The organism is Moritella yayanosii, from assembly GCF_900465055.1.
GTDB lineage: Bacteria > Pseudomonadota > Gammaproteobacteria > Enterobacterales > Moritellaceae > Moritella > Moritella yayanosii.
In genome coordinates this window covers 3003709-3024932 of the sequence record NZ_LS483250.1, presented here as the reverse complement: position 1 = coordinate 3024932, position 21224 = coordinate 3003709, and the positions used below count along the sequence as shown (strand labels likewise).

General features: G+C 44.1%; 6 protein-coding genes, 1 tRNA gene, 6 rRNA genes and 2 pseudogenes. 10 read left to right on the top strand and 5 right to left on the bottom strand.

The features are described from left to right. Nucleotides 1-43 precede the first annotated feature (43 nt). Together fadA and fadB are read right to left on the bottom strand one after the other, a co-directional pair. Nucleotides 44-1213 carry an acetyl-CoA C-acyltransferase FadA gene (gene fadA, locus MORIYA_RS14000; RefSeq protein ID WP_112716080.1) on the bottom strand — a complete coding sequence of 390 codons (1170 nt, stop codon included), beginning with the start codon at nucleotides 1211-1213 and terminating at the stop codon, nucleotides 44-46. Between the two features lie 23 nt (nucleotides 1214-1236). Beyond that, nucleotides 1237-3381: a fatty acid oxidation complex subunit alpha FadB gene (fadB, locus tag MORIYA_RS13995; protein ID WP_112716078.1), complete on the bottom strand. Its 2145-nt coding sequence runs from the start codon at nucleotides 3379-3381 to the stop codon at nucleotides 1237-1239. A gap of 495 nt (nucleotides 3382-3876) precedes the next feature. Between fadB and MORIYA_RS13990 the strand changes: the two genes are divergently transcribed. From MORIYA_RS13990 to rrf (MORIYA_RS13960), 7 genes are all read left to right on the top strand, one after another. Continuing rightward, nucleotides 3877-4497 carry a YigZ family protein gene (locus MORIYA_RS13990; RefSeq protein WP_112716076.1) on the top strand — a complete coding sequence of 207 codons (621 nt, stop codon included), beginning with the start codon at nucleotides 3877-3879 and terminating at the stop codon, nucleotides 4495-4497. A gap of 21 nt (nucleotides 4498-4518) precedes the next feature. Continuing rightward, nucleotides 4519-5976 carry a TrkH family potassium uptake protein gene (locus tag MORIYA_RS13985; protein WP_162629275.1) on the top strand — a complete coding sequence of 486 codons (1458 nt, stop codon included), beginning with the start codon at nucleotides 4519-4521 and terminating at the stop codon, nucleotides 5974-5976. Nucleotides 5977-5988: 12 nt separating this feature from the next. Next, nucleotides 5989-6504 (top strand): menaquinone-dependent protoporphyrinogen IX dehydrogenase, encoded by a 516-nt coding sequence (gene hemG / locus MORIYA_RS13980; RefSeq protein WP_112716074.1) that lies wholly within the window; start codon nucleotides 5989-5991, stop codon nucleotides 6502-6504. 495 nt (nucleotides 6505-6999) lie between these two features. Beyond that, a 16S ribosomal RNA gene (locus tag MORIYA_RS13975) occupies nucleotides 7000-8544 on the top strand. A gap of 120 nt (nucleotides 8545-8664) precedes the next feature. Continuing rightward, nucleotides 8665-8740: transfer RNA gene (locus MORIYA_RS13970), tRNA-Glu, on the top strand. Nucleotides 8741-8959: 219 nt separating this feature from the next. Continuing rightward, a 23S ribosomal RNA gene (locus tag MORIYA_RS13965) occupies nucleotides 8960-11853 on the top strand. A gap of 150 nt (nucleotides 11854-12003) precedes the next feature. Next, nucleotides 12004-12119: ribosomal RNA gene (gene rrf, locus MORIYA_RS13960) — 5S ribosomal RNA — on the top strand. The 16S, 23S and 5S rRNA genes sit together here with 1 tRNA gene alongside, the layout of an rRNA operon. 76 nt (nucleotides 12120-12195) lie before the next feature. Here the strand turns inward: rrf (MORIYA_RS13960) and MORIYA_RS13955 are convergent. Beyond that, nucleotides 12196-12766: pseudogene (locus MORIYA_RS13955) on the bottom strand (IS630 family transposase); the annotation flags it as partial. Between the two features lie 275 nt (nucleotides 12767-13041). Further along, entirely contained in the window at nucleotides 13042-14364 is a 1323-nt protein-coding gene (locus MORIYA_RS13945) for an IS4 family transposase (protein ID WP_112714029.1), read from the bottom strand. A gap of 850 nt (nucleotides 14365-15214) precedes the next feature. On the opposite strand from MORIYA_RS13945, the gene MORIYA_RS13940 reads away from it, so the two are divergent. The 3 genes from MORIYA_RS13940 (at nucleotide 15215) to rrf (MORIYA_RS13930) (ending at nucleotide 20211) form a co-directional block, all read left to right on the top strand. Continuing rightward, nucleotides 15215-16759: ribosomal RNA gene (locus tag MORIYA_RS13940) — 16S ribosomal RNA — on the top strand. 291 nt (nucleotides 16760-17050) lie between these two features. Then, nucleotides 17051-19944 (top strand): 23S ribosomal RNA (locus MORIYA_RS13935). A 151-nt stretch (nucleotides 19945-20095) separates the two neighbouring features. Further along, a 5S ribosomal RNA gene (gene rrf, locus MORIYA_RS13930) occupies nucleotides 20096-20211 on the top strand. Nucleotides 20212-20287: 76 nt separating this feature from the next. On the opposite strand, the pseudogene MORIYA_RS21420 reads toward rrf (MORIYA_RS13930), so the two are convergent. Next, nucleotides 20288-20775, bottom strand: a pseudogene (locus MORIYA_RS21420) (transposase); the annotation flags it as partial. Nucleotides 20776-21224: the final 449 nt, after the last annotated feature.

The window sequence follows — 21224 nt, the reverse complement described above, 5'->3', positions numbered from 1 at the left end:
GCTTGATATAGATTAACTAACCGTATTTTTTGTACAGTTATTATTAGTCTTCGATACGCTCAAAAATAGTCGTGATACCTTGACCAAGACCGATGCACATAGTCGCTAGACCATATCTGCCGCCTTGAACTTCAAGTTCGTTAATAAGCGTAGTCGAGATACGTGAACCTGAACAACCGAGAGGGTGACCTAATGAGATGGCACCACCGTTAAGATTAATCTTAGTATCAACAACATCTTCTAAGCCAAGATCTTTAATACAAGGTAAAGATTGGGCCGCGAATGCTTCGTTTAATTCGAATACATCGATATCGTCAATGGTTAGACCTGCACGCTTAAGTGCTTTCTTCGTTGCTGGTACTGGACCGTAACCCATGATTGATGGATCACAACCTGCGACAGCCATTGACACAATTCTTGCGCGTGGCTTAAGACCCAGTTCTTTGGCTTTGTCAGCAGACATAAGTAACATCGCTGAAGCACCATCTGATAATGCCGATGACGTACCCGCTGTGACGGTACCGTTGACTGGATCAAATACTGGACGTAAACCGGCGAGGCTTTCCATGGTTGTTTCTGGACGAATTACTTCATCGAAATCATACAATTTTAATACGCCGTCAGCATCGTGACCTTCGATAGGCAGAATTTCACGTTTAAAACGACCAGAAACAGTCGCTGCTTGTGCTAATTTGTGTGAACGAACAGCAAATGCATCTTGTTGTTCACGGGTAATTCCATGCATTTTACCTAACATTTCAGCAGTAAGGCCCATCATACCCGCTGCTTTCGCCGTAGACTTAGCCAGACCCACGTGGAAATCAACACCGTGGTTCATTGGTACATGACCCATGTGCTCAACACCACCAATGATCATGACGTCACCGTCGCCCATTGCGATTGCACGTGTTGCATCATGGATAGCTTGCATTGATGAACCACATAGACGGTTAACAGTTGTCGCGCCTGCTGTGATTGGGATACCAGCAAGTAATGAAGCATTACGGGCGATATTAAAACCTTGCTCTAGCGTTTGTTGAACACAGCCCCAGTAAACATCTTCGATGTCATTAGGATCGACTTTAGGGTTACGATCAAGTAAAGCTTTCATTAATTTTGCAGATAGATCTTCAGCACGAACGTGACGGAATGCACCGGCTTTAGAACGACCCATAGGTGTACGTAGGCAATCGATTACAACTACATCTCTCATTTTATTATCCTTTCGTTCGTGTCTTAGTAAAAAGTTTTGCCGTCAGCTGCGCGTTGACGCAAGCCATCAGTTACTTGGTAAAGTGGTCCTAAATCAGCAAATGAATCTGCTAATTCAATGTATTTATCTAGACCCATAGTGTCTAGATAACGGAACACACCGCCACGGAATGGAGGGAAACCAATACCATAGATCAGTGCCATATCAGCATCACCTGGCGTAGCAACAATACCTTCTTCAAGACAACGAACAACTTCGTTAATCATTGGGATCATGCAGCGAGCAATAATGTCATCGTTCGAGAAGTCAGCTTTTTCGCTGGCAACTTCAGCAAGCAGCTCGTAGCTTTTTGGATCCGGTGTTTTCTGCATGCGACCACGACGGTCTTTCGCGTAAGAGTAGAAACCAACACCATTCTTCTGTCCATAACGCGTTGCTTCGAACATCACATCGATAGAATCTTTGCCTGTTTTAGCCATACGCTCTGGGAAACCTTCAGCCATAACCGCTGCTGCATGGTGACCGGTATCAATACCAACTACGTCGAGTAGGTATGCAGGACCCATTGGCCAACCGAATTGTTTTTCCATTACTTTATCTACAGCAACAAAATCAGCGCCATCCGCGATGAGTTTTGAGAAACCGAAGAAGTATGGGAATAATACGCGGTTAACGAAGAAACCAGGGCAGTCGTTTACAACGATAGGCGTTTTGCCCATTTTCGCTGCGTAAGCAACGGTTGTCGCAATTGTTTCATCAGATGATTTCTCACCTCGGATGATTTCTACCAGCGGCATTTTGTGTACTGGGTTGAAGAAGTGCATACCACAGAACTGTTCAGGGCGTTTTAAGTTCTTCGCGAGTACGTTAATTGGAATAGTCGACGTATTTGAAGTGATGACAGTGTCTGCACTGACGTTATCTTCCAATTCAGCTAATACAGCGGCTTTAATTTTCGGATTTTCAACGACTGCTTCAACGATAATGTCAGCTTCATCAATTGAGTTATAACTGAGTGTTGGGGTGATTGAAGAAATAACTTTCGCCAGTTTAGTCCCGTCAATACGACCACGCTTAAGTTGCGTTGTTAATAAACCAGACGCTGTCGCCATGCCTAGGTCAAGTGCGGCATCATTGATATCTTTCATGATAACAGGCGTGCCTTTAATCGCTGATTGGTAAGCGATACCACCACCCATGATACCAGCGCCAAGTACAGCGGCTTTATGTGTTACTTTACCGGCTTTTTCTGCTTTCTTCGCACTCGCTTTTAATGCTTGGTCACTTAAGAATAAGCCAACTAATGCTTGTGCAGCATCTGTTTTAGCAAGTTTAATGAATGTTGCTGCTTCTACACCAAGTGCACCGGTGCGATCCATTCTTGCTGCTGCTTCAATCGCCTTCACTGCTGCAGTAGGTGCTGGGTAATGTTTACCTGCTTTCGCGTATACCATGCTTAGTGCAGTAGAGAAGCTCATTGTTGCTTCAATTTTATTCAATCCTAATGGTGCTTGTTTTTGCGCACGACGTGATTGCCAGTCCAGTTTTCCTGCAATAGCATCTTTAACCATAGATAGTGCTGCATCACGTAATTTTTCAGGTGCTACAACCGCATCTACAGTGCCAAATTTAAGAGCAGCAAGTGCTTTATAATCTTTACCTGTTGTGATCCATTCAACTGCATTATCTGCACCGATCAGACGTGGTAAACGTACTGTGCCACCGAAACCAGGCATGATACCTAATTTAGTTTCAGGTAAACCGATACGTGCAGTGGTGTCAGCTACACGGAAATCCGTAGCAAGAATTGCTTCACAACCACCACCAAGTGCATGACCGTTAACGGCTGAAATTGTTGGATAAGGTAGGTCTTCAATGGCATTGAATACTGCATTTGCTTGTTCCAACCAACCTAATAATTCAGCGTCAGGTAGTTTAAACAGCTCAAGGAATTCAGTGATATCAGCGCCAACGATGAATGCACCTTTGCCTGATGTTTGAATTAATCCTTTAATGTCTGAATTAGTCTGTAATACTTTTACAGCTTCAGTTAATGCTTGTAATGTTGCTTGATCAAATTTATTAACAGGGCCTTTCGCGTCATATTTTAATTCTGCGATGCCATCTTCTAATAGAGTGACCGAGAGTTGTTCGGCTTGGTAAATCATTACATTTCTCCTTGCTAAAGCGATGGTGATCATCAGCTCCGTTTGCTATTTACCAGCTATGTAGGGTACTGGTTGCTCTCATTCTGTCGATAATCTAACAATATTTCAACACTTATTTTAAACGACTGTTTAACTTTTTCTTGTTAGGGACGTAATGAACTAATCCGTAAGTAGTATTAATAACTCAGGGGCGGGTGAGGGGTAATGGTAGCGAAATAACTTATTTAGCTTTTAAACTGGTTACAGGCACTTATTTTAAGGTTTAGTTTAGTGTTTAATGTTTTAAATGGGTTATTTGTTGGTTTTATTTGCTGTAAAGTGTTCGGCTTACAACTGTTTTTAATTGTTGGATGTTTGTTGCTGAATATTTAATGAAAATAAATTGACCGTCACTTAACTTTTAAAAATTGTGATCCTGAACCTGCTATTATCAACAAGCATATAACAGTAGAATGGTGATGAGCATCTTTAAAGTAGAATATACACAGGATAGAAATGACCGCTAATAGCCCCTATTTTGTTTTAGAACAGTCTTATGAATATACCGAAAAAATAAAAAAAAGCCGTTTTATCACTTATCTTACGCCGACCAAAGGACGTCAAGCGGCTGATCAATTTGTGCGAGATATTAAAGCACAACACCCGAGTGCACGACATCACTGCTGGGCATTTGTTGCCGGTAGACCGAGTGATGGGCAGCAATATGGCTTTAGTGATGACGGTGAACCGTCTGGTACTGCAGGTAAACCGATATTAAATTGTTTACTTGGTTGTAATGTTGGTGAGATGACTGCTGTTGTCGTGCGTTATTATGGCGGTATTAAATTGGGTACAGGTGGATTAGTTCGTGCATATGCAGGTGGTGTGCAGCAAGTATTAAAGTTAATTGAACCGATTGAATGCCTCATATATAAAGAACTTCACTTAACTTGTGATTATGTTCAAATAGCTGCAATAGAGAGTTTGTTTTCAGTATATAATGGTAAATTAAAGCATGCCGAATATGGTGCGAAAGTCGTCATGCAGCTTGATGTTGATGCAAGACATATTCAAGCCTTTATTACGGCTGTAAGAAACAAAACCAATGGCCAAGTTAATGTCAAAGTGGTCGATTAATAGTTAGGGATAAAAATAATAATGCAATTCAGGGCAATTTTAAGAATTGTTGGAATATTAGTTACCATTTTTAGTGTAACGATGATATTTCCCGCATTGATCGCGGCAATATACAAGGATGGTGGTGGTCTTGTCTTCATTAACTCCTTTGCTTTTTGTGTCACGTTAGGCAGTATCGTATGGTACAAAAACCGCAATTATAAAAAAGAATTAAAAGCCAAAGATGGTTTCTTGATTGTGGTTTTGTTCTGGACGGTACTGGGAAGTGTTGGTGCGTTACCCTTTATTCTTTCTGAACAACCAGATCTCAGTGTCGCTGGTGCATTTTTTGAATCTTTCTCTGGTCTAACGACTACAGGTGCAACTGTTATTGTTGGACTTGATGAATTGCCAAAAGCCTTGTTGTTTTATCGTCAGTTTCTACAATGGCTCGGTGGTATGGGTATCATTGTACTTGCTGTTGCCGTGTTACCGGTTTTAGGTATTGGTGGTATGCAGCTTTATCGTGCTGAAGCCCCTGGTCCAGTCAAAGATTCTAAGATGACCCCTCGTATAGCTGAGACTGCTAAAGCGCTTTGGTACATATATTTATGCCTTACAGTTGTTTGCGCAATGGCGTTTTGGCTGGCTGGGATGACGATGTTTGATGCTATTGCTCATAGCTTCTCAACGATTGCTATTGGTGGTTTCTCTACCCATGACAGTAGTATGGGGCACTTTGATAGTCCAGTGATTAATTTGATCACTGTGGTGTTCTTAATTATTGCCGGCATAAATTTCTCGCTACATTTTGCCGCATTCTCGATTAAAGGTTTTAAACCCGGTTCTTATTTTCATGATATTGAATTACGTGCGTTTTTATTCGTACAATTGACACTTGTGGCTATTTGTTTCTTTATTTTATTAGCTAAAGGTGTCTACGATTCACCTGAAATGGCATTAGATAAAGCCTTATTTCAAGCTGTGTCAATTTCGACGACAGCTGGGTTTACGACGACCAGTTTTCAAGATTGGCCATTATTCTTGCCTGTACTGCTCGTGTTCTCAAGCTTTATTGGTGGTTGTGCCGGTTCTACCGGAGGTGGTATGAAGGTTGTTCGTATCGTATTACTTTATTTACAAGGTATGCGTGAAATGAAACGCTTGGTTCATCCGCGTGCTGTATATAAAATCAAACTAGGTAAAAAAGTAGTGCCTGATCGTGTTATCGATGCGGTTTGGGGATTCTTTTCAGCCTATGCATTGGTGTTTGTCATTTGTATGCTGGCATTGATCGCGACAGGGATGGATGAGTTATCGGCATTTTCTGCAGTTGTTGCAACATTGAATAATTTAGGACCTGGACTTGGTCAAGTTGCGGTGCATTTTGGTGATGTGAATGATAGCGCTAAATGGATTTTAGTTGTTGCTATGCTATTTGGTCGTTTAGAAATTTTTACCTTATTAATTTTATTTACCCCAGCTTTCTGGCGTAGCTAAGTGGAACCTATAATGAAAAAAATGTTAGTACTGTATTCTACTGTTGATGGTCAAACTCTCAAGATAATTAAAGCCATCGAAGAGGTTATTAGCAATCAGTATACTTGTGAAATCATGAACATTGATGAATGCGAGCATATCGATATGGCTATTTTTGATAAAGTGGTTATCGGTGCATCGGTTCGCTATGGCCACTTGAATAAAAAGCTCTATCAATTTGTGGCAGCCAATAAAACGCAACTGGAAGCCAAAGATAATAGTTTCTTCTGTGTTAATTTAACGGCAAGAAAAGCAGAAAAGAATACCCCTGAAACAAATGCGTATATGCAGGCATTTTTAGAAAAGTCGAGCTGGGTACCCAAGCAGCAAGCTGTATTTGCTGGTGCGCTGTTATATTCAAAATATAACTGGTGGCAGACACTCATTATTCAACTGATTATGAAAATAACCGGGGGTAGTACGGATAAAACCAATGATATTGAGTTTACTGACTGGGATAAAGTGAAGTCGTTTGCAAAAACGTTATAGGCTTGCTCGCTATATATAGCTATTTATAAACGCTTAGTATTAAACTCAACCTTAGGGTGTTGGTAAATCATCCATGTCATTGTATTTTTGATTATGTATCATGAAATACTTGCCTCTCAACTCGTTTTACCTATAATAGCGCCTCACTGATACGGCAAATGTCGTTCAGTAAGGTGTTAAAAAGCAACTTCGGTTACTTTTTAAACGTCCTGAATAAAGCATTAATATGTGCTTGACTTCAAATCTGGTTTGCGTAGAATACGCAGCCTGACTACGACGGAACACGTCAAGGTCAACGCTCTTTAACAATTTATTCAAGCAATCTGTGTGAGCACTTGCAGAGATATAATGACCAAATATTATATCAATGTAATTGTGAACATAAACTTAAATCGAAAGATGGTAGTTTTATAAACAATAGAACTTCGGTTTTATTGTTGAAGTACAGAATTCATTGAGCCGACTTAATTGCTTAGGCAATTAGTCAAAAACTTTTAATTGAAGAGTTTGATCATGGCTCAGATTGAACGCTGGCGGTAGGCTTAACACATGCAAGTCGAGCGGAAACGAAGAATAGCTTGCTATTCTGGCGTCGAGCGGCGGACGGGTGAGTAATGCTTGGGAATCTGCCTAGTCGAGGGGGACAACAGTTGGAAACGACTGCTAATACCGCATACGACCTACGGGTGAAAGGGGGCCTCTTCTTGAAAGCTCTCGCGACTAGATGAGCCCAAGTGGGATTAGCTTGTTGGTGAGGTAAGAGCTCACCAAGGCGACGATCCCTAGCTGGTCTGAGAGGATGATCAGCCACACTGGAACTGAGACACGGTCCAGACTCCTACGGGAGGCAGCAGTGGGGAATATTGCACAATGGAGGAAACTCTGATGCAGCCATACCGCGTGTATGAAGAAGGCCTTAGGGTTGTAAAGTACTTTCAGCGAGGAGGAAAGGTGGTGACTTAATACGTTATCACTGTGACGTTACTCGCAGAAGAAGCACCGGCTAACTCCGTGCCAGCAGCCGCGGTAATACGGAGGGTGCGAGCGTTAATCGGAATTACTGGGCGTAAAGCGCATGCAGGCGGTTTGTTAAGCGAGATGTGAAAGCCCCGGGCTCAACCTGGGAACTGCATTTCGAACTGGCAAACTAGAGTTCTTGAGAGGGTGGTAGAATTTCAGGTGTAGCGGTGAAATGCGTAGAGATCTGAAGGAATACCAGTGGCGAAGGCGGCCACCTGGCAAGTAACTGACGCTCAGATGCGAAAGCGTGGGTAGCAAACGGGATTAGATACCCCGGTAGTCCACGCCGTAAACGATGTCTACTCGGAGTTTGGTTCCTTGAGAACTGGGCTCTTAAGCTAACGCATTAAGTAGACCGCCTGGGGAGTACGGCCGCAAGGTTAAAACTCAAATGAATTGACGGGGGCCCGCACAAGCGGTGGAGCATGTGGTTTAATTCGATGCAACGCGAAGAACCTTACCTACTCTTGACATCCATAGAACTTTCCAGAGATGGATTGGTGCCTTCGGGAACTATGAGACAGGTGCTGCATGGCTGTCGTCAGCTCGTGTTGTGAAATGTTGGGTTAAGTCCCGCAACGAGCGCAACCCTTATCCTTATTTGCCAGCACGTAATGGTGGGAACTCTAAGGAGACTGCCGGTGATAAACCGGAGGAAGGTGGGGACGACGTCAAGTCATCATGGCCCTTACGAGTAGGGCTACACACGTGCTACAATGGCGCATACAAAGGGCTGCAAACCAGCAATGGTAAGCGAATCCCACAAAGTGCGTCGTAGTCCGGATTGGGGTCTGCAACTCGACCCCATGAAGTCGGAATCGCTAGTAATCGTGAATCAGAATGTCACGGTGAATACGTTCCCGGGCCTTGTACACACCGCCCGTCACACCATGGGAGTGGGCTGCACCAGAAGTCATTAGCTTAACCTTCGGGAGGGCGATGACCACGGTGTGGTTCATGACTGGGGTGAAGTCGTAACAAGGTAGCCCTAGGGGAACCTGGGGCTGGATCACCTCCTTACGTAAAGTTGTTAATTTTTGTAAGTGTCCACACAAATTGCTTGAATAGAAAATTAAATTGCACGTCTTATGAAAATAAGGCAACGGTTGGGATGAAATCCAACCGTAGAAAGTAAATAGTGTCCTGTTCGTCTAGAGGCCTAGGACACCGCCCTTTCACGGCGGTAACACGAGTTCAAATCTCGTACGGGATACCACTTTTCTTTCTGATTAAAAATCAAAGCTAAGCAGTAATGTTTATCTTTGCTTTTTAGCAAATTGCTCTTTAAAAATTTGGAAAGCTGAATAAATAAAGAAGTTCTTAAAACACGTTATTGCTTTGGCAATAACAATAGAGTGTTCTTGAGTATTCTTGAGGCGAAAAAAACTAGATAATACCTAGTTATTTCAATTGTACGGTCGACTTTAGATTGTATGGTTAAGTGACTAAGCGTATACGGTGGATGCCTAGGCAGTCAGAGGCGATGAAGGACGTGTTAATCTGCGTTAAGCTGTGGGGAGTTGATAAAAAGCATTGATCCACAGATGTCCGAATGGGGGAACCCACCTTACTTTGTAAGGTATCGTAACGTGAATACATAGCGTTACGAAGCGAACCGGGAGAACTGAAACATCTAAGTACCCCGAGGAAAAGAAATCAATAGAGATACCCTTAGTAGCGGCGAGCGAACGGGGTCTAGCCCTTAAGCAGTTTGGAAGTTAATGGAAGGCTCTGGAAAGTGCCACGATACAGGGTGATAGTCCCGTACATGAAAACGACCTTATTGTGAAATCGAGTAGGACGGCACACGTGATATGCTGTTTGAATATGGGAGGACCATCTTCCAAGGCTAAATACTACTGACTGACCGATAGTGAACCAGTACCGTGAGGGAAAGGCGAAAAGAACCCCTGTGAGGGGAGTGAAATAGAACCTGAAACCGTATACGTACAAGCAGTGGGAGCCTACTTTGTTGGGTGACTGCGTACCTTTTGTATAATGGGTCAACGACTTAATTTCAGTAGCAAGGTTAAGCGAATAGCGGAGCCGTAGGGAAACCGAGTGTTAACTGCGCGAATAGTTGCTGGGATTAGACCCGAAACCCGGTGATCTAGCCATGGGCAGGTTGAAGGTTGAGTAACATCAACTGGAGGACCGAACCGACTAATGTTGAAAAATTAGCGGATGACTTGTGGCTGGGGGTGAAAGGCCAATCAAACCGGGAGATAGCTGGTTCTCCTCGAAAGCTATTTAGGTAGCGCCTCGCGTCTAACTATTGGGGGTAGAGCACTGTTAAGGCTAGGGGGTCATCCCGACTTACCAACCCTTTGCAAACTCCGAATACCAATAAGTTCAATCGCGGGAGACACACGGCGGGTGCTAACGTCCGTCGTGGAAAGGGAAACAACCCAGACCGTCAGCTAAGGTCCCAAAGTGTATGTTAAGTGGGAAACGATGTGGAAAGGCTCAGACAGCCAGGAAGTTGGCTTAGAAGCAGCCATCTTTTAAAGAAAGCGTAATAGCTCACTGGTCGAGTCGGTCTGCGCGGAAGATTTAACGGGGCTAAACATACCACCGAAGCTACGGATGCAAAGACGTGTTCTTTGCATGGTAGAGGAGCGTTCTGTAAGCCGTCGAAGGTGAGTTGAGAAGCTTGCTGGAGGTATCAGAAGTGCGAATGTTGACATGAGTAACGATAATGGGGGTGAAAAACCTCCACGCCGAAAGACCAAGGGTTCCTGTCCAACGTTAATCGGGGCAGGGTGAGTCGACTCCTAAGGCGAGGCCGAAAGGCGTAGTCGATGGAAAACTGGTTAATATTCCAGTACTCGCTTATATTGCGATGGGGTGACGGAGAAGGTTAGGCTAGCATGGCGATGGTTGTCCATGTTTAAGGTTGTAGGCTGTGTGCTTAGGTAAATCCGGGCGCACTTAAGGCTGAGGACTGATGACGAGTCTCTACGGAGATGAAGTAGTTGATACCCGGCTTCCAGGAAAAACCTCTAAGCTTCAGATATAAGAGAATCGTACCCCAAACCGACACAGGTGGTTAGGTAGAGAATACTAAGGCGCTTGAGAGAACTCGGGTGAAGGAACTAGGCAAAATGGTACCGTAACTTCGGGAGAAGGTACGCCAATGATGGTGAAGGACTTGCTCCGTAAGCTATTGTTGGTCGCAGAGAAATGGTGGCTGCAACTGTTTATTAAAAACACAGCACTGTGCAAAATCGCAAGATGACGTATACGGTGTGACGCCTGCCCGGTGCCGGAAGGTTAATTGATTGGGTTAGACTTAGGTCGAAGCTCATGATCGAAGCCCCGGTAAACGGCGGCCGTAACTATAACGGTCCTAAGGTAGCGAAATTCCTTGTCGGGTAAGTTCCGACCTGCACGAATGGCGTAATGATGGCCACGCTGTCTCCACCCGAGACTCAGTGAAATTGAAATCGCTGTTAAGATGCAGTGTACCCGCGGCTAGACGGAAAGACCCCGTGAACCTTTACTATAGCTTGGCACTGAACATTGAACCTACATGTGTAGGATAGGTGGGAGACTTTGAAGCATTGTCGCTAGATGATGTGGAGTCAACCTTGAAATACCACCCTTGTACGTTTGATGTTCTAACGTAGGCCCCTTATCGGGGTTGCGGACAGTGTCTGGTGGGTAGTTTGACTGGGGCGGTCTCCTCCCAAAGAGTAACGGAGGAGCACGAAGGTTGGCTAAACATGGTTGGACATCATGTGGTTAGTGCAAAGGCATAAGCCAGCTTAACTGCGAGACAGACACGTCGAGCAGGTACGAAAGTAGGTCTTAGTGATCCGGTGGTTCTGAATGGAAGGGCCATCGCTCAACGGATAAAAGGTACTCCGGGGATAACAGGCTGATACCGCCCAAGAGTTCATATCGACGGCGGTGTTTGGCACCTCGATGTCGGCTCATCACATCCTGGGGCTGAAGTTGGTCCCAAGGGTATGGCTGTTCGCCATTTAAAGTGGTACGCGAGCTGGGTTTAGAACGTCGTGAGACAGTTCGGTCCCTATCTGCCGTGGGCGTTTGAGAATTGAGAGGAGCTGCTCCTAGTACGAGAGGACCGGAGTGGACGAACCACTGGTGTTCGGGTTGTCATGCCAATGGCATTGCCCGGTAGCTAAGTTCGGAACTGATAACCGCTGAAAGCATCTAAGCGGGAAGCAGGCCTCGAGATGAGTTCTCACTGGAGCTTTAAGCTCCCTGAAGGGCCGTTGGAGACTACAACGTTGATAGGCAAGGTGTGTAAGTGCTGTGAGGCATTGAGCTAACTTGTACTAATTACCCGTGAGGCTTAACCATACAAATTAAAGTATGATTAATTGAAATTTTGACTTAAGAATAGATTGAACGCACTATTTATCGCAAGATAGGTTTTAAAGACTTCTTTATTTATAGCTTTTCAGATTAACAATAGAAATTAATTTTCTTATAGAAAGCAAACCAGATTTGCTTGGTGACCATAGTGTTGCGGCCCCACCTGATCCCATCCCGAACTCAGAAGTGAAACGTAATAACGCCGATGGTAGTGTGGGGTCTCCCCATGTGAGAGTAGGGCATTGCCAAGCGCCAAATTAGAGAAAGCCGACATCATTACTGATGTCGGCTTTTTTGTGTCTGTAATTTATGGCTACAGGATTATACCAATTCCTTTTTTCGTAACCAACACCATACTTGCTCAATTGGATTTAATTCTGGTGAGTACGGGGGAATATGGATAATAGTTAGATTTTCAAATTCATTATCTAAATGTTGTTGATGCCAACTTGTTTGATCCATTATGACCACTGCGTGTTTACCTGGCTGCGTTGATGGTGAAATTAATTTGAGATGCTCATGCATATATTCCATATTACTGAATGGGGTTATCATGGCTTCTATTTTTCCGTTATTCACGCAGACAGCACCAAAAAGGTAGGCATATCCAAAATTTTGGTGCTGGACAACACGAGGTCTTGCGCCTTTTTCAGCCAATATTCGAAAGGTTGTATTATACTGGCCAAATCGTGCTTCATCCTGAAACCAGATTTCAACGTTTTTTAAAGCCACATGCCCGGGGATCTTAAGGATCGTTTCCATTGGGGATTTTTTTAAAAGTATCTTGAGCTTCCAATGGCTGTCGGGGATGCTTTGAACGTGTCGTGATCCAACTTAAGTTCAGTTCATGCAGCAAGTGATAGGTATTGATTTTTTGGTAAAGCACATCAAATTCACTTATTGACACTGGTGCGACTGACTTTTAAGCAATTTTATATTTCAGTTCTGCTTTTACCATCAACAAAATGTGAGACCACAAGTAAGCGAATTCGCATTTTGGTATTCGATGTTGAAGCAATGATTTTAGAAAAATTATGTACCTTCTTTTGAGACGCATATTAGATCATAAAATTAAAGGGATGGGTATTATTGCTCGTGCTAAATTACAAGCACCGCTCTGGTGTGATGAAACCTGGCGATAGACAATAGAACCCCGCTGTAGGCTAATGCCGTTCACTTAAGGTGAACGGCATTTCTTTTTTTCACGGGATACCTATCCTTTGAGCATTTCAACAACCTTGGATATTTCCTCTCTCGCCGATTTGGTAAAATAAATTGCTTGGCAGCCTGAGTAATATTCATTGTGTACTTAGGTATATTCCCTGGAGTACAAAATGATAATTGAGTTAGCTCATGAATGATGTGCATCGAAGCACCATGAAAACTTAATTGATTTGGGTGGATGTCATCGAGTGATGTTGCCATTAGCACCATCTGATAGCGTATTAAATTATACGCAAGTAATATGCCCCATAACTCTTGCCTAATGAGTTCTGGCTGATTACTTCGTAAAGTAAATCGGTTGTCTAATAACGATTGTTTCATTTCTCTGAATCCAAGTTCAATTTCCCAACGATGTGCATATAAATCGATTATATCAGCTGGCGGAAAACGCATTGGGTCTGTCATCGATGTCAGGATCTGGACATCTTTCCCTTTGATTTTTCTTGTTAATAGACGAGCTTCCATTGTCTTTGGTAGTTCAGGGAACTTTTTGCGTGATTGAGGTGTAGTTGTTAGTTTGATGAGTTTATCTTGTCGTCCAAAACTTCTAATCACTTCATATTGAGTGTTCTTTTTAAGCGGAATTAACCAGTGACGCATCTCACCCGTTGTTTGCCAACGATGCAACAAACCTAATGAATAAAAGCCTCTGTCGAATAATGTCAGGCTGTGATCAGGGGTATTATCAATTAATCCTAAGGCAAGATTCATCTCGTTAACTTCAACGCTATCAAAAACACTGTTTGTTAATAAATGGCTCGTTAGTTCCATCTGACATACCATGCGAACTTGAGGGTAACTTGCTTTACCATGTTGAGAGCCCGTTCTAGCGAACCCTTTACTGTTTTCATCAGTATCTGGCGTTCGCCATACAACACCGTCGACACCTAATAAATTTAATCCACACCAGTTTCCGTGGTTAGCAGATTGATTCCATTGTTTTTGGGTTTGCTGAAAGACAGATTCAATGACTTTACTTCCTAGTTTTTTTCGTGCTTGCGTGACGGCACTAGAAGCTACATACGGCATACCACTAGGTAAAATAATATCTAATTGGTTAAGTAGCTGGCGCATAGGGAATTTTCGAAATAGCGCCATGCCAATAACTGCCCATACCATATTTTCCATTGGTAGTTTACGCTTTCGAATAGTAGCAACACCGTTTTCTTTTAGTCCAGCATCAATTATTTCGGGAGAGAGAATGTCGGTTAAATTCTGAAACTCAGTGACATTATTTGAGTTAACTAAAGAAAGAGCTGTGGAAAGTTGCATAAAAAATCCGGTGAGTTCTGATCACCGGATTTTGATCTCATTTACTAAAAAAGCAAGATATTTAAGCTTAACTGATCGGCATTACGCTGTAGGCAGTTTTTATGTATTTAAGGCCATATTTATTATTTCGTATTAGCTGCATCAATCATGAGAATGAATATTCATTATTTTTAGTCCAACATATACATTAACGATGGCATTTATTTCTAATTGGAATGACGAGTTTTTACAATTAACCGTCATTTTTATTTATTTTGCGTATTTGTGGCGTTATTGATAGGTCGCGACTAGACTAAATAACCTTGGTCGTTACTTTTGTTATTGAGGTCAGCACGCAGTGGTTGTGTCGGTGTATCGAATACGCTGGAATTATCATCGTTCGTATGAATCGTGATCATTAATGTGCGTGTTATTGCTGGTTTTTTCTGCGTTAAATATTAAATCAATATAAGTGCATAAAATGGATTGCCAATGTGATCTAAATCCCTATAATGCATCTCACTGACACGGCGAACGTCGTTCAGTAAGGTGTTAAAAAGCAACTTCGGTTACTTTTTAAACGTCCTGAATAAAGCATGAATATGTGCTTGACTTCGAATTTGGTTTGCGTATAATACGCAGCCTGACTACGACGCAAGGCGTCAAGGTCAACGCTCTTTAACAATTTATTCAAGCAATCTGTGTGAGCACTTGCAGAGATATAATGACCAAATATTATATCAATGTAATTGTGAACATAAACTTAAATCGAAAGATGGTAGTTTTATAAACAATAGAACTTCGGTTTTATTGTTGAAGTACAGAATTCATTGAGCCGACTTAATTGCTTAGGCAATTAGTCAAAAACTTTTAATTGAAGAGTTTGATCATGGCTCAGATTGAACGCTGGCGGTAGGCTTAACACATGCAAGTCGAGCGGAAACGAAGAATAGCTTGCTATTCTGGCGTCGAGCGGCGGACGGGTGAGTAATGCTTGGGAATCTGCCTAGTCGAGGGGGACAACAGTTGGAAACGACTGCTAATACCGCATACGACCTACGGGTGAAAGGGGGCCTCTTCTTGAAAGCTCTCGCGACTAGATGAGCCCAAGTGGGATTAGCTTGTTGGTGAGGTAAGAGCTCACCAAGGCGACGATCCCTAGCTGGTCTGAGAGGATGATCAGCCACACTGGAACTGAGACACGGTCCAGACTCCTACGGGAGGCAGCAGTGGGGAATATTGCACAATGGAGGAAACTCTGATGCAGCCATACCGCGTGTATGAAGAAGGCCTTAGGGTTGTAAAGTACTTTCAGCGAGGAGGAAAGGTGGTGACTTAATACGTTATCACTGTGACGTTACTCGCAGAAGAAGCACCGGCTAACTCCGTGCCAGCAGCCGCGGTAATACGGAGGGTGCGAGCGTTAATCGGAATTACTGGGCGTAAAGCGCATGCAGGCGGTTTGTTAAGCGAGATGTGAAAGCCCCGGGCTCAACCTGGGAACTGCATTTCGAACTGGCAAACTAGAGTTCTTGAGAGGGTGGTAGAATTTCAGGTGTAGCGGTGAAATGCGTAGAGATCTGAAGGAATACCAGTGGCGAAGGCGGCCACCTGGCAAGTAACTGACGCTCAGATGCGAAAGCGTGGGTAGCAAACGGGATTAGATACCCCGGTAGTCCACGCCGTAAACGATGTCTACTCGGAGTTTGGTTCCTTGAGAACTGGGCTCTTAAGCTAACGCATTAAGTAGACCGCCTGGGGAGTACGGCCGCAAGGTTAAAACTCAAATGAATTGACGGGGGCCCGCACAAGCGGTGGAGCATGTGGTTTAATTCGATGCAACGCGAAGAACCTTACCTACTCTTGACATCCATAGAACTTTCCAGAGATGGATTGGTGCCTTCGGGAACTATGAGACAGGTGCTGCATGGCTGTCGTCAGCTCGTGTTGTGAAATGTTGGGTTAAGTCCCGCAACGAGCGCAACCCTTATCCTTATTTGCCAGCACGTAATGGTGGGAACTCTAAGGAGACTGCCGGTGATAAACCGGAGGAAGGTGGGGACGACGTCAAGTCATCATGGCCCTTACGAGTAGGGCTACACACGTGCTACAATGGCGCATACAAAGGGCTGCAAACCAGCAATGGTAAGCGAATCCCACAAAGTGCGTCGTAGTCCGGATTGGGGTCTGCAACTCGACCCCATGAAGTCGGAATCGCTAGTAATCGTGAATCAGAATGTCACGGTGAATACGTTCCCGGGCCTTGTACACACCGCCCGTCACACCATGGGAGTGGGCTGCACCAGAAGTCATTAGCTTAACCTTCGGGAGGGCGATGACCACGGTGTGGTTCATGACTGGGGTGAAGTCGTAACAAGGTAGCCCTAGGGGAACCTGGGGCTGGATCACCTCCTTACGTAAAGTTGTTAATTTTTGTAAGTGCCCACACAAATTGCTTGAATAGAAAGTTGAAAAGTATGTCTTACTCATCGTAAGACGCGAGAAAGCAAAGATAAACAATACAATGTTTATCTTTGCTTTTTAGCAAATTGCTCTTTAAAAATTTGGAAAGCTGAATAAATAAAGAAGTTCTTAAAACACGTTATTGCTTTGGCAATAACAATAGAGTGTTCTTGAGTATTCTTGAGGCGAAAAAAACTAGATAATACCTAGTTATTTCAATTGTACGGTCGACTTTAGATTGTATGGTTAAGTGACTAAGCGTATACGGTGGATGCCTAGGCAGTCAGAGGCGATGAAGGACGTGTTAATCTGCGTTAAGCTGTGGGGAGTTGATAAAAAGCATTGATCCACAGATGTCCGAATGGGGGAACCCACCTTACTTTGTAAGGTATCGTAACGTGAATACATAGCGTTACGAAGCGAACCGGGAGAACTGAAACATCTAAGTACCCCGAGGAAAAGAAATCAATAGAGATACCCTTAGTAGCGGCGAGCGAACGGGGTCTAGCCCTTAAGCAGTTTGGAAGTTAATGGAAGGCTCTGGAAAGTGCCACGATACAGGGTGATAGTCCCGTACATGAAAACGACCTTATTGTGAAATCGAGTAGGACGGCACACGTGATATGCTGTTTGAATATGGGAGGACCATCTTCCAAGGCTAAATACTACTGACTGACCGATAGTGAACCAGTACCGTGAGGGAAAGGCGAAAAGAACCCCTGTGAGGGGAGTGAAATAGAACCTGAAACCGTATACGTACAAGCAGTGGGAGCCTACTTTGTTGGGTGACTGCGTACCTTTTGTATAATGGGTCAACGACTTAATTTCAGTAGCAAGGTTAAGCGAATAGCGGAGCCGTAGGGAAACCGAGTGTTAACTGCGCGAATAGTTGCTGGGATTAGACCCGAAACCCGGTGATCTAGCCATGGGCAGGTTGAAGGTTGAGTAACATCAACTGGAGGACCGAACCGACTAATGTTGAAAAATTAGCGGATGACTTGTGGCTGGGGGTGAAAGGCCAATCAAACCGGGAGATAGCTGGTTCTCCTCGAAAGCTATTTAGGTAGCGCCTCGCGTCTAACTATTGGGGGTAGAGCACTGTTAAGGCTAGGGGGTCATCCCGACTTACCAACCCTTTGCAAACTCCGAATACCAATAAGTTCAATCGCGGGAGACACACGGCGGGTGCTAACGTCCGTCGTGGAAAGGGAAACAACCCAGACCGTCAGCTAAGGTCCCAAAGTGTATGTTAAGTGGGAAACGATGTGGAAAGGCTCAGACAGCCAGGAAGTTGGCTTAGAAGCAGCCATCTTTTAAAGAAAGCGTAATAGCTCACTGGTCGAGTCGGTCTGCGCGGAAGATTTAACGGGGCTAAACATACCACCGAAGCTACGGATGCAAAGACGTGTTCTTTGCATGGTAGAGGAGCGTTCTGTAAGCCGTCGAAGGTGAGTTGAGAAGCTTGCTGGAGGTATCAGAAGTGCGAATGTTGACATGAGTAACGATAATGGGGGTGAAAAACCTCCACGCCGAAAGACCAAGGGTTCCTGTCCAACGTTAATCGGGGCAGGGTGAGTCGACTCCTAAGGCGAGGCCGAAAGGCGTAGTCGATGGAAAACAGGTTAATATTCCTGTACTCACTTATATTGCGATGGGGTGACGGAGAAGGTTAGGCTAGCATGGCGATGGTTGTCCATGTTTAAGGTTGTAGGCTGTGTGCTTAGGTAAATCCGGGCGCACTTAAGGCTGAGGACTGATGACGAGTCTCTACGGAGATGAAGTAGTTGATACCCGGCTTCCAGGAAAAACCTCTAAGCTTCAGATATAAGAGAATCGTACCCCAAACCGACACAGGTGGTTAGGTAGAGAATACTAAGGCGCTTGAGAGAACTCGGGTGAAGGAACTAGGCAAAATGGTACCGTAACTTCGGGAGAAGGTACGCCAATGATGGTGAAGGACTTGCTCCGTAAGCTATTGTTGGTCGCAGAGAAATGGTGGCTGCAACTGTTTATTAAAAACACAGCACTGTGCAAAATCGCAAGATGACGTATACGGTGTGACGCCTGCCCGGTGCCGGAAGGTTAATTGATTGGGTTAGACTTAGGTCGAAGCTCATGATCGAAGCCCCGGTAAACGGCGGCCGTAACTATAACGGTCCTAAGGTAGCGAAATTCCTTGTCGGGTAAGTTCCGACCTGCACGAATGGCGTAATGATGGCCACGCTGTCTCCACCCGAGACTCAGTGAAATTGAAATCGCTGTTAAGATGCAGTGTACCCGCGGCTAGACGGAAAGACCCCGTGAACCTTTACTATAGCTTGGCACTGAACATTGAACCTACATGTGTAGGATAGGTGGGAGACTTTGAAGCATTGTCGCTAGATGATGTGGAGTCAACCTTGAAATACCACCCTTGTACGTTTGATGTTCTAACGTAGGCCCCTTATCGGGGTTGCGGACAGTGTCTGGTGGGTAGTTTGACTGGGGCGGTCTCCTCCCAAAGAGTAACGGAGGAGCACGAAGGTTGGCTAAACATGGTTGGACATCATGTGGTTAGTGCAAAGGCATAAGCCAGCTTAACTGCGAGACAGACACGTCGAGCAGGTACGAAAGTAGGTCTTAGTGATCCGGTGGTTCTGAATGGAAGGGCCATCGCTCAACGGATAAAAGGTACTCCGGGGATAACAGGCTGATACCGCCCAAGAGTTCATATCGACGGCGGTGTTTGGCACCTCGATGTCGGCTCATCACATCCTGGGGCTGAAGTTGGTCCCAAGGGTATGGCTGTTCGCCATTTAAAGTGGTACGCGAGCTGGGTTTAGAACGTCGTGAGACAGTTCGGTCCCTATCTGCCGTGGGCGTTTGAGAATTGAGAGGAGCTGCTCCTAGTACGAGAGGACCGGAGTGGACGAACCACTGGTGTTCGGGTTGTCATGCCAATGGCATTGCCCGGTAGCTAAGTTCGGAACTGATAACCGCTGAAAGCATCTAAGCGGGAAGCAGGCCTCGAGATGAGTTCTCACTGGAGCTTTAAGCTCCCTGAAGGGCCGTTGGAGACTACAACGTTGATAGGCAAGGTGTGTAAGTGCTGTGAGGCATTGAGCTAACTTGTACTAATTACCCGTGAGGCTTAACCATACAAATTAAAGTATGATTAATTGAAATATGACTTAAGAATACGATTGAACACGACTATTTATCGCAAGATAGGGTTTAAAGACTTCTTTATTTATAGCTTTTCAGATTAACAATAGAAATTAATTTTCTTATAGAAAGCAAACCAGATTTGCTTGGTGACCATAGTGTTGCGGCCCCACCTGATCCCATCCCGAACTCAGAAGTGAAACGTAATAACGCCGATGGTAGTGTGGGGTCTCCCCATGTGAGAGTAGGGCATTGCCAAGCGCCAAATTAGAGAGAGCCGACATCATTACTGATGTCGGCTTTTTTGTGTCTGTAATTTATGGCTACAGGATTATACCAATTCCTTTTTTCGTAACCAACTCCATACTTGCTCAATTGGATTTAATTCTGGTGAGTACGGGGGAATATGGATAATAGTTAGATTTTCAAATTAATTTGAGATGTTCATGCATATATTCCATATTACTGAATGGGGTTATCATGGCTTCTATTTTTCCGTTATTCACGCAGACAGCACCAAAAAGGTAGGCATATCCAAAATTTTGGTGCTGGACAACACGAGGTCTTGCGCCTTTTTCAGCCAATATTCGAAAGGTTGTATTATACTGGCCAAATCGTGCTTCATCCTGAAACCAGATTTCAACGTTTTTTAAAGCCACATGCCCGGGGATCTTAAGGATCGTTTCCATTGGGGATTTTTTTAAAAGTATCTTGAGCTTCCAATGGCTGTCGGGGATGCTTTGAACGTGTCGTGATCCAACTTAAGTTCAGTTCATGCAGCAAGTGATAGGTATTGATTTTTTGGTAAAGCACATCAAATTCACTTATTGACACTGGTGCGACTGACTTTTAAGCAATTTTATATTTCAGTTCTGCTTTTACCATCAACAAAATGTGAGACCACAAGTAAGCGAATTCGCATTTTGGTATTCGATGTTGAAGCAATGATTTTAGAAAAATTATGTACCTTCTTTTGAGACGCATATTAGATCATAAAATTAAAGGGATGGGTATTATTGCTCGTGCTAAATTACAAGCACCGCTCTGGTGTGATGAAACCTGGCGATAGACAATAGAACCCCGCTGTAGGCAGTTTTTATGTATTTAAGGCCATTTTTATTATTTGTTATAACGAAATAGTGGCTAATTTTTACATTAAGCAGTGTTTCGCGACTCTTTTTTCGTGAGCGACCTCATTATTCACGGGTAAAGTGTATTTATTTTGCGTATTTGTGGCGTTATTGATAGGTCGCGACTAGACTAAATAACCTTGG